The sequence below is a fragment of the Pseudomonas frederiksbergensis genome, assembly GCF_017114915.1.
Taxonomy (GTDB): domain Bacteria; phylum Pseudomonadota; class Gammaproteobacteria; order Pseudomonadales; family Pseudomonadaceae; genus Aquipseudomonas; species Aquipseudomonas frederiksbergensis_I.
Genome location: NZ_JAAUOE010000074.1, coordinates 1 through 9,099, shown reverse-complemented (window position 1 = coordinate 9,099; position 9,099 = coordinate 1). Strand labels below are relative to the sequence as shown.

Sequence of the window (9,099 nt, the reverse complement as noted above, 5' to 3'; positions counted from 1 at the left end):
TGACGTCAATGCGGCGTTCATCGATTTCGGCCAACCCACCCAGAAAGCCATCGCCCAGGCCCACCCGGATGAAATAGAGAAACTCGGCTTCGCCGCTGGCTCCATGGGACCAAAGGTCCAGGCAGCCTGCGAGTTCGCCCGCCATACTGGAAAAGTCGCGGTGATCGGTTCACTCGCGGACATCGAAGCGATCGTCCAGGGCACAGCCGGCACCCGTATCAGCACCGAAAAGCCTGGCATTACTTATTTGTGAGGAGAGACGGCAATGGCAACGTTCACCCCCGGGGATCTGCACATCGAGCGCCACGCACTGCACAAGAACGATGTCAGCTACGATTTGCACATCCTCTATGAGGTTGTAAAGGATCCCAAGCAGGGCAAAGGGATGCTCTTCAAGCTGAATGGCTCGATCGAGGGCAAGACGTTGAATGAATCGTTCTATTTACCCAAGGAACAAGCCTGCAACTTTGCCAGCAATGTCACGAAGATTCTTGAGCGGCACGGCATCTCCAAGGCGCAAAGCAGCCTCGGTTCGAATCACAAATACTACGACAAGATTTTCGAAGACGTGCGGATCCAGCTGGATATGAAATCGGGTGACCCGGTCAACCCCGAACATTTTGAATAAGCCCATTCTCCTGTGAAAGCCGAGCGTCCACGAACGCTTTGCTTTCCCGGGAGATCCTGGCTGTGAAGCTCATTGGCGCGGGCTAATCCACTGGATGAATCACGAGATAACTTTCGACCGCATCGTCTATCGTTGGAAAAAACGCCGATTCGCCAAGCCGCGCGAAAAGCCCGAATCGCTTTAGCTTGTCCTTGACCGGGTCCTTCATCTCGGCCACGCACAACTTGATCCCCACCCCATGCAAGGTTTCGTCGAGCTCAGCCAGCATATCGGCAGAAGTTACGTCAACGCTGGTAACCGGTTCCGCCGCAACAACCAGCCAACGCACAGGCGTAGGCGATGTCGCCACAGCGTCCAATATCCGATCATTGAACAGCTCGGCATTGGCGAAAAACAAAGGTGCATCCCAGCGAAACAAGACCAGGCCGGGGATAAGGCGCGCGTCGGGATAGCGCTTGATGTCGTGGTAACCCCGGATCTCTTCCGGGTTGCCCAGAACCGCCGAGTACGGGCGCCAGCCATCCCACAAAAACTCGATGACGGCGATCACGATGGCCAGGCCGATGCCCTCGATCGCGCCCAGCACGGCCACGCCGACAGTGCAGACGATCGACAACCAGAATTCCCAGCGCTGGATGCGATAGATTCGTCGCAGGTCGGTCACTTCGATCAGGCCGATGGCGGATGCGATCACCACTGCCGCCAATGCGCTGGTGGGCAAGTCCTGCAACAGGTTCGGCGCCACCATCAGCAATAAGGCAACGGAAATTGCGCCGACGACACCGGTCAATTGGGTTTTGGCGCCTGCGGCCTCGGCCACGGGGGTACGAGATGAACTGCTACTGATGGGAAAGCCCTGGAAAAGCCCGGCGGCCAGGTTGGCAATGCCGAGCCCGACCATTTCCTGGTTCGGGTCCACATACGTACGAGTCCGCGCCGCATAGACACGAGAGAGCACGCTGGTGTCGGCGAATGAAACGAGGGCAACGGCGCAACCACCAATCAGGACGGGAACGATATCAGCCCTCGTGATCCAGGGAATGGCGAATGCTGGCAGCCCCTGCGGGAGCGATCCCAGGACTGACACCCCGGCGCGCGCTGCAAGGTCCAGTACACCAACGGCAACAGTCGCGCCTGCCACGGCGATCAGGATACCCGGCACGCGTTTTTTGCCCTTGAGTAGCAGGATCACCGCCAGAGTGCCTGCGCCCACCATGAGCGCGGCCCAGTTGGTTTTCCCATCCATCACAGCTGTAGCGATCGCCCATAAATTTCTCAGCGGCCCGTCGGTTTCGATTGAAAAACCGAAAAACTTGGGCAGTTGGCTGATCAATACCACCAGCGCGATCCCGTTCATGTATCCGTAGCGGATCGGTTTGGAAAGCAGCTCGGTAATGAAGCCCAGACGCGCGATGCCAGCCAGGATGCACACCGCCCCCGAGACGATCGCCATCATGCCCGCGAGGGCGATTGCTCGATGCGGATCGCCGCCGGACAGTGGCAAGACGACGGCCAGGATGACGGCCGCCAGCGAAGAGTCCGGCCCGAGCACCAGAATCCGGCTGGGACCGAACAGCGCATAAGCGAGCAATGGAACGATCGTGGCGTAGAGTCCATAGATGCCGGGAACACCCGATGCCACCGCATAGGCGATGCCGACGGGGACCAGCATCGTGGTCAGCACCAGCCCGGCCACGAGGTCGTGCCGCAACCAGATCATCTGGTATCCGCGCAAGGTACGCAGTCCCGGGAGCCAGCGGTCCCAGCGGGACTGGCCGTCGCTCGACTTGCGGTGCGCAATCCGTCCCGGTTCAGGGACGGGCGGCAAAATATCCGAATGACTCATGGCAATGCAGCCCTTGGCGAAGACTCGCTCAGCAATCCGTCAGAATTTTTCGGGAATTCGCCGCAGCGGATAATCCGGTTCGCGATAACCGGCTGCCTTCTGGCGCTTGGGCAATATCACTTTCTCGCGCGGTATATCCTTGTAAGGAATGCGGCTGAGTAAATCGGCAATGATATTGAGGCGGGCCCGCCGCTTGTCGTTCGAGTTGGCCACAAGCCAAGGACCATGTTCGGTATCGGTCATGGTGAACATGTCGTCACGTGCACGTGAGTAGTCATACCAGCGGCTGTATGACTTCAGATCCATGGGCGACAGTTTCCAGATTTTGCGTCCATCCTCTATCCGCGCCTCGAGCCGGCGGGTTTGCTCCTCCTCACTGACTTCCAGCCAGTACTTGAGGAGAATAATGCCCGAATCGACGATTGCACGTTCCACCAGGGGAACAGCCTTCAGGAAAGCGGTCACCTGCTCGTCGGTGCAGAAGCCCATCACACGTTCGACGCCCGCACGGTTGTACCAACTGCGATCGAAGATCACCACCTCGCCCGCCGCGGGCAGGTACGGCAAGTAGCGCTGCAGATACATCTGGCTCTTCTCTCGATCAGTTGGCGCAGGTAACGCCACCACTCGAAAAACCCGCGGGCTCACCCGCTCGGTCAGCGCTTTGATTGTCCCGCCCTTGCCGGCACCGTCGCGTCCCTCGAAGACAATACAGACTTTGATGCCCTTGTATTTTACCCATTCCTGCAACTTGACCAGTTCAACATGCAATTTACGCAACTGCGCAAGGTAATCCTTGTTACTCAGCTTCGGGCTGACTGCGGAATTTTTAGGGGCTTTCTTCTTGTCCTTCGCCATTGAAAAGACCTCACAAGTGGCTGCTCTTGACGTTTAACGCCATTAGCAATTCGGTGAGTCTAGAACATGATTCGACCATCGTGGGGTCGCGCAAGCGATGGCCCGGCAGCATCGGCAGGGATTGATTTGAAATGACTTGAGTCGAGTGTTTGAGAATCGGATAAGAGGTGGCAAGCACGTCGAGCCGGTGAGCTAAAGTTTAATGGTTGGTCTTACCCAGTCCGATCAGCCCGTCCATGAAGCGCACATATTTTTATGGGTAATTCGCGCAGCTTTCACCAGCGTCGTTGCGAAAGCCGTCACTCCAAAGCACCTTGCTAGCAGTGGAGTCTCTATGAAAACGTCCTTCTCATCTTGCACCGCCACAATGCTCTGCGCGGTCTGCCTCTGCGCTACTGCCCAGACCATAACGCCGCTCAAAGGCCAAACCTCCGAAATCATCCAGCAAGACATTGCCTCATGCCAGGCTCAGGCTGGCAGCACGTCTGGCACCAACACGAGCCCACAATCTGGTGGGCGTGTCCGTGGCGCCGCTACGGGTGCCGTAGCGGGCGCTGCGGTGGCCGGCGCGCGGGGGCGTCAGTATGACGAAGTGGCCGACCGGGTTGACGACGATGTCAAACAACAATATCGGCAGAACAAAGCCAAGGATGCTGCGGTGGCCGGCGCGGTCGTCGGCGGATCACGGCAACGTCAGGATCGTCGTGAAGACCGCCGAAGTGCGGAGCAGAATGCCGCCGCCACTTCTTCCGCCTACACCAGTTGTATGCAGCAGCGGGGTTATCAGGTCACACCATAATCATCCAATCCATATGGGAGCAGCTTGCCTGCTCCTACAGGGATTGCGTCAACCTGGCCGTCGGGTCAACAGCACTTCGGCCCCGCCTTGCTGCCGTAACGAGCCTCCTGGCGTTCCCGAAAGAACGCCTCGTAGTCCATCAGCGGCTTGTCCGGATGTTTGGTTTGCATATGCTCGACGTAGGTGTCGTAGTCGGGCATGCCGACCATCAGGCGTGCAGCCTGACCGAGGTATTTACCGAGGCGACTCAGGTCATTGAACATGCTGCCCTCCTCGATCAAGCATCCGGCAACGCCTGGAATGGCGCTTCTTTATCCGTGCGCTCTTTGGTGCCCCAGGCAGCAACGCCGACCTTGAGTGCAAAGAACAGAATGCTGAACACCACCAGCAGGAACAGCACGGTCAGCGTCGCGTTGGTGTAGGCGTTGTAGATCACATGTTGCATCTGCTCGATGCTCTTGGCCGGCGCGAGGATCTGCCCGTTGGCCAACGCATCGCTGTATTTCTTCGCCAGCGCCAGGAAACCGATCGCCGGGTTGGCGTCGAACAGCTTGATGAAGCCTGCGGTGGTGGTGCAGATCAGCAACCAAACGGCTGGCAGCATGGTCACCCACACGTAGCGCTGGCGTTTCATTTTGATCAGCACAACGGTCGCCAGCATCAGCGCAATACCGGCCAGCATCTGGTTGGAGATACCGAACAGCGGCCACAAGGTGTTAATGCCACCCAGCGGGTCGATCACGCCCTGGTACAGCAAGTAACCCCACATTGCCACGCAACCGGCGGTGGCGATCAGGTTGGCAGTCCAGGATTCGGTGCGTTTGAGCGCCGGGACGAAGGAACCGAGCAAGTCCTGCAGCATGAAACGCCCGGCACGAGTACCGGCATCCACCGCCGTCAGGATGAACAGCGCTTCGAACAAGATCGCAAAGTGGTACCAGAACGCCATGGTGTTTTCACCCGGCAGTACGTGGTGCAGGATCTGCGCGATACCCACCGCCAGGGTCGGCGCACCACCGGCACGGGCCAGGATGGTGGTTTCACCGATGTCTTTGGCCACCGCTTGCAGGGCTTGCGGGGTAATGGCAAAACCCCAACTGCTGACGGTCTGAGCAACCGAAACAGCATCAGAGCCGACAAGGGCCGCCGGGCTGTTCATCGCAAAGTAGACACCCGGCTCGATCACCGAAGCGGCCACCATCGCCATGATCGCCACGAAGGACTCCATCAGCATGCCACCGTAACCGATGTAACGGGCATGGCCTTCGCTGGCGAGCAGCTTCGGCGTGGTGCCGGAGGAAATCAGCGCATGGAAACCGGACACCGCGCCACAGGCGATGGTGATGAACAGGAACGGGAACAGACCGCCTTTCCACACCGGCCCGGTGCCGTCGATGAACTGGGTCAATGCCGGCATTTTCAGCTCGGGCATGGTGACCAGAATGCCGATCGCCAGCGCGACGATGGTGCCGATCTTGAGGAAGGTCGACAGATAGTCACGCGGCGCCAGAATCAGCCACACCGGCAGGACTGCCGCCACGAACCCGTAGCCGATCAGCATCCAGGTGATCTGGATGCCAGTGAAGGTAAAGGCTTTGGCCCACACCGGGTCGGCGGCAATCTGCCCGCCCAGCCAGATCGAGCCCAGCAGCAACGCCACGCCGATCACCGAGATTTCACCGATGCGGCCCGGACGGATGTAGCGCATGTAGATGCCCATGAACATCGCGATTGGGAGCGTCGCCATCACCGTGAACATCCCCCACGGGCTTTCGGCCAGGGCCTTGACCACGATCAGCGCCAGCACCGCGAGGATGATGATCATGATCAGGAAACAACCGAACAGCGCGATGGTCCCGGGGATGCGGCCCATTTCTTCACGGACCATGTCGCCCAGGGAGCGGCCGTTGCGGCGGGTGGACAGGAACAGCACCATAAAGTCCTGAACCGCACCGGCCAGCACCACGCCGGCAATCAGCCACAACGTACCGGGCAGATAGCCCATCTGCGCCGCCAAGACCGGGCCGACCAGCGGCCCCGCGCCGGCGATGGCCGCGAAGTGGTGACCGAAGAGCACGTGTTTGTTGGTCGGGACGTAGTCCAGACCATCGTTGTTGAGTACGGCGGGAGTGGCTCGATTGGGGTCGAGTTGCATCACCTTGGTGGCGATGAACAGGCTGTAATAGCGGTATGCGACGAGATAAATAGCGACGGCTGCGACTACGATCCAGAGGGCGTTGATGGCCTCGCCGCGGCGCAGGGCCACGACACTCAGCGCAAACGCTCCCAGGACAGCCACGGCAAACCAGGCGAGGTGTTTAGCCAGACGGGGCATAGCGTGTCTCCTGCCGACAGCCAGTGACTGCGGCGGTAATTATTATAATTGTGTCCGCTGTGCGGAGCGGGCCCAATATCCACGCATGCTGTCGACAAATAAATCCGCGTTACTACGTACGCGGTGTCTACGTAGTTCTACGTAGACAACGCTGCCCCCCTGTAGGAGCGAGCTTGCTCGCGAATGCGATCTGTCATTCAACATCGGTGTCGCCTGATGTACCGCATTCGCGAGCAAGCTCGCTCCTACAGGGCGTATCTTTGGCATATGATGCCGGCCTTCGCCCTCCCTCGGTCTGGCCAGGAGTAGAGATGCANGCGTATCTTTGGCATATGATGCCGGCCTTCGCCCTCCCTCGGTCTGGCCAGGAGTAGAGATGCAGCTCAAACACAAAATCGTCGCGCTCGGGATTCTGCCGCTGGTGTTGGCGATCGCGGTCATCTGCGCGCTGGTGATTTCGCTGAACCGCCAACTGGGTGATCAACAGGCGCAACTGATCGAAGACAGCATTCTGGCCAGCAAGCGCGCAGAGCTGAAAAACTACGTAGAAATGGCGCAAAGCCTGATCGCGCCCCTGTATGACGACGGCCGGGGTGATGAGCGCGCCCAGCAACAAGTGCTGGAAGAACTGCGCAAACTCAGCTTTGGCATCAATGGCTACTTCTTCGTCTACGACCGCGAGGGCCGCAGCCTGATGCACGCGCGCCAGTCAGAACTGGTGGGCCAATACCTGTGGGACATGACCGACCCTCACGGTCTGCCAGTGATCCAGGCGTTGCTCAAAAGCGCGACATCCGGCGAAGGCTTTCAACGCTACGCCTGGAACAAACCCTCCTCCGGCCAAGTGACCGACAAGCTCGCCTACGTCGTGATGCTCGATCGTTGGGGCTGGATGCTCGGCACCGGCATCTACCTTGAGGACGTGGAACGCGCGACCCAGCAAGCACGTGCCGAAGTGGCTCAGGGCATCCGCACAACCATGCTGGCGATTGCCGTGGTGGCCCTGGTGGCGGTGTTGTTTGTGTTCGCCAGCGGCATGACGCTGAACGTCAGCGAGCATCGTCTGGCCGACAAAAAATTGCAGCGCCTGACCCAGCGCATCGTCAGCTTGCAGGAGGAAGAACGGTCACGGGTTTCCCGGGAGCTGCACGACGGCATCAGCCAGCTACTGGTGTCTATCAAGTTTCAGTTCGAACTGGCCAGCCATGTACTGGAGAACGGCCAAGACAAGGGCTTGAGCATTTTAAGAGACGCCACCGAGCGCCTGGGGGACGCGATTGGCGAGGTTCGCAGCCTCTCCCACGACCTGCGCTCGTCGCTGCTCGACACCCTCGGTCTGCCGGCGGCGATCGGTCAACTTGCCGCCGAGTTCGAGCAGCGCAGCGGTCTGGTCGTGACCTTCAACGATAACGAATTCGACTGTCACCTGGCCGATGGCGCCGCCGCCGCGCTGTTTCGCATTGTGCAAGAAGGCCTGACCAATATCGAACGCCATGCACAGGCAAAACACGTCATCATTACCTTGCACGGCTCTGAAAAATCCGTACGGTTGACCGTGATCGATGACGGTATCGGCTTCAACGTCGCCCAGGTCGAACGTCGTCACGCGGGCATCGGCCTGCGCAACATCCGCGAACGTGTCGAGCATTTTGGCGGACGATTCGACCTGACCTCGATGCCGGGAAGAAGTGAGCTGGACGTGCTGCTGCCGATGAAACCAGACTCACCCCATAACAATTAGAGTGAATGCCCGCGATGAACCTGCCCTACCCGATCCGCGTCGCCCTGGTCGACGATCACTCCCTGGTCCGTGACGGAATCAAATCGCTGCTGGCGGTCATGGCGCCGCTGGAAGTGGTGGGCGAAGCCGAGAATGGCGTCGATGCCATTGAGATGGTCGGGCGCTGCCAGCCGGATCTGCTGCTGGTCGACATCAGCCTGAAGGACATCAACGGGCTCGAGCTGACCCGGCTGTTACGCAGCCAGTACCCGTCGCTCAAAGTGCTGGTGCTGAGCATGTACGACAATTATGAATACGTCAGTGAATCGGTTCGCTCGGGCGCCAGCGGCTATGTGCTCAAGAACGCGCCCTCACGGGAAATCATTGCGGCGATCGAAGCCATCGTCAGTGGCGGGACGTTCTACAGTGCCGAAATCGCCCAGCGGCTCATCGCCGACAAAAGTACCGACAACGAACTGACACCCCGTGAAAGCCAGGTGTTGTACAAGATGGCTCAGGGGCTGAACAACAAGGAAATGGCCCGCGAACTGGACATTAGCGTCCGGACCGTAGAAACCCATCGCCTGAGCATCCGCCGCAAACTCAACATCGACAAACCCGCCGCCCTCGTGAAATACGCGATCGATCACGGGATCATTTCCCGTTAGCAGTGCTGCTTTCACAACTTACACCGCACTCGTATTCACCACACGTGCAGTACGGATAAACAAGGCGCGCACCTTGTCCCAGAAATTACCCCCCAGCACGAAAAAGCTGCCGATCAACAGGGCATCGCCCAGCGCCTGGACCTGCCAGAGGTTCGGTCTGAGCCCCGGCCACAACGTGTCCACATAGGGTTCGAGAAACGATGAGATCAGCGGCAGGCAAAACATCACCAGGCCAATCCGATGGC

8 protein-coding genes and 2 pseudogenes are annotated in these 9,099 nt (G+C 59.2%); 5 read left to right on the top strand and 5 right to left on the bottom strand.

The features are described 5' to 3' along the window. Positions 1-253 (top strand): annotated as a pseudogene (locus HCU66_RS26325) (carbamate kinase); the annotation flags it as partial. 12 nt (positions 254-265) lie between these two features. Beyond that, positions 266-628, top strand: a complete 363-nt coding sequence (locus HCU66_RS26320; RefSeq protein ID WP_205891301.1) for a DUF5064 family protein — start codon at positions 266-268, stop codon at positions 626-628. An 82-nt stretch (positions 629-710) separates the two neighbouring features. Here the strand turns inward: HCU66_RS26320 and HCU66_RS26315 are convergent, their stop codons facing one another. After that, positions 711-2,474 (bottom strand): SulP family inorganic anion transporter, encoded by a 1,764-nt coding sequence (locus HCU66_RS26315; RefSeq protein WP_205891300.1) that lies wholly within the window; start codon positions 2,472-2,474, stop codon positions 711-713. Between the two features lie 39 nt (positions 2,475-2,513). Continuing rightward, entirely contained in the window at positions 2,514-3,332 is an 819-nt protein-coding gene (gene ppk2 / locus HCU66_RS26310; protein ID WP_205891299.1) for a polyphosphate kinase 2, read from the bottom strand. Positions 3,333-3,666: 334 nt separating this feature from the next. Here ppk2 and HCU66_RS26305 point away from each other — a divergent pair, with 334 nt between their 5' ends. Further along, positions 3,667-4,131 (top strand): YMGG-like glycine zipper-containing protein, encoded by a 465-nt coding sequence (locus HCU66_RS26305; RefSeq protein ID WP_205891298.1) that lies wholly within the window; start codon positions 3,667-3,669, stop codon positions 4,129-4,131. A gap of 65 nt (positions 4,132-4,196) precedes the next feature. On the opposite strand, the gene HCU66_RS26300 is transcribed toward HCU66_RS26305, so the two are convergent. Continuing rightward, positions 4,197-4,394 (bottom strand): YbdD/YjiX family protein, encoded by a 198-nt coding sequence (locus HCU66_RS26300; protein WP_205891297.1) that lies wholly within the window; start codon positions 4,392-4,394, stop codon positions 4,197-4,199. A 14-nt stretch (positions 4,395-4,408) separates the two neighbouring features. After that, positions 4,409-6,466 carry a carbon starvation CstA family protein gene (locus HCU66_RS26295; RefSeq protein WP_205891296.1) on the bottom strand — a complete coding sequence of 686 codons (2,058 nt, stop codon included), beginning with the start codon at positions 6,464-6,466 and terminating at the stop codon, positions 4,409-4,411. 376 nt (positions 6,467-6,842) lie between these two features. On the opposite strand from HCU66_RS26295, the gene HCU66_RS26290 reads away from it, so the two are divergent. Beyond that, positions 6,843-8,207 carry a cache domain-containing protein gene (locus HCU66_RS26290; RefSeq protein ID WP_205891295.1) on the top strand — a complete coding sequence of 455 codons (1,365 nt, stop codon included), beginning with the start codon at positions 6,843-6,845 and terminating at the stop codon, positions 8,205-8,207. Positions 8,208-8,221: 14 nt separating this feature from the next. After that, complete coding sequence (locus tag HCU66_RS26285) at positions 8,222-8,854, top strand: response regulator (RefSeq protein WP_205891294.1); 633 nt, start codon at positions 8,222-8,224, stop codon at positions 8,852-8,854. A gap of 18 nt (positions 8,855-8,872) precedes the next feature. Here HCU66_RS26285 and HCU66_RS26280 read toward each other — a convergent pair. After that, positions 8,873-9,099 (bottom strand): annotated as a pseudogene (locus HCU66_RS26280) (transporter suffix domain-containing protein); the annotation flags it as partial.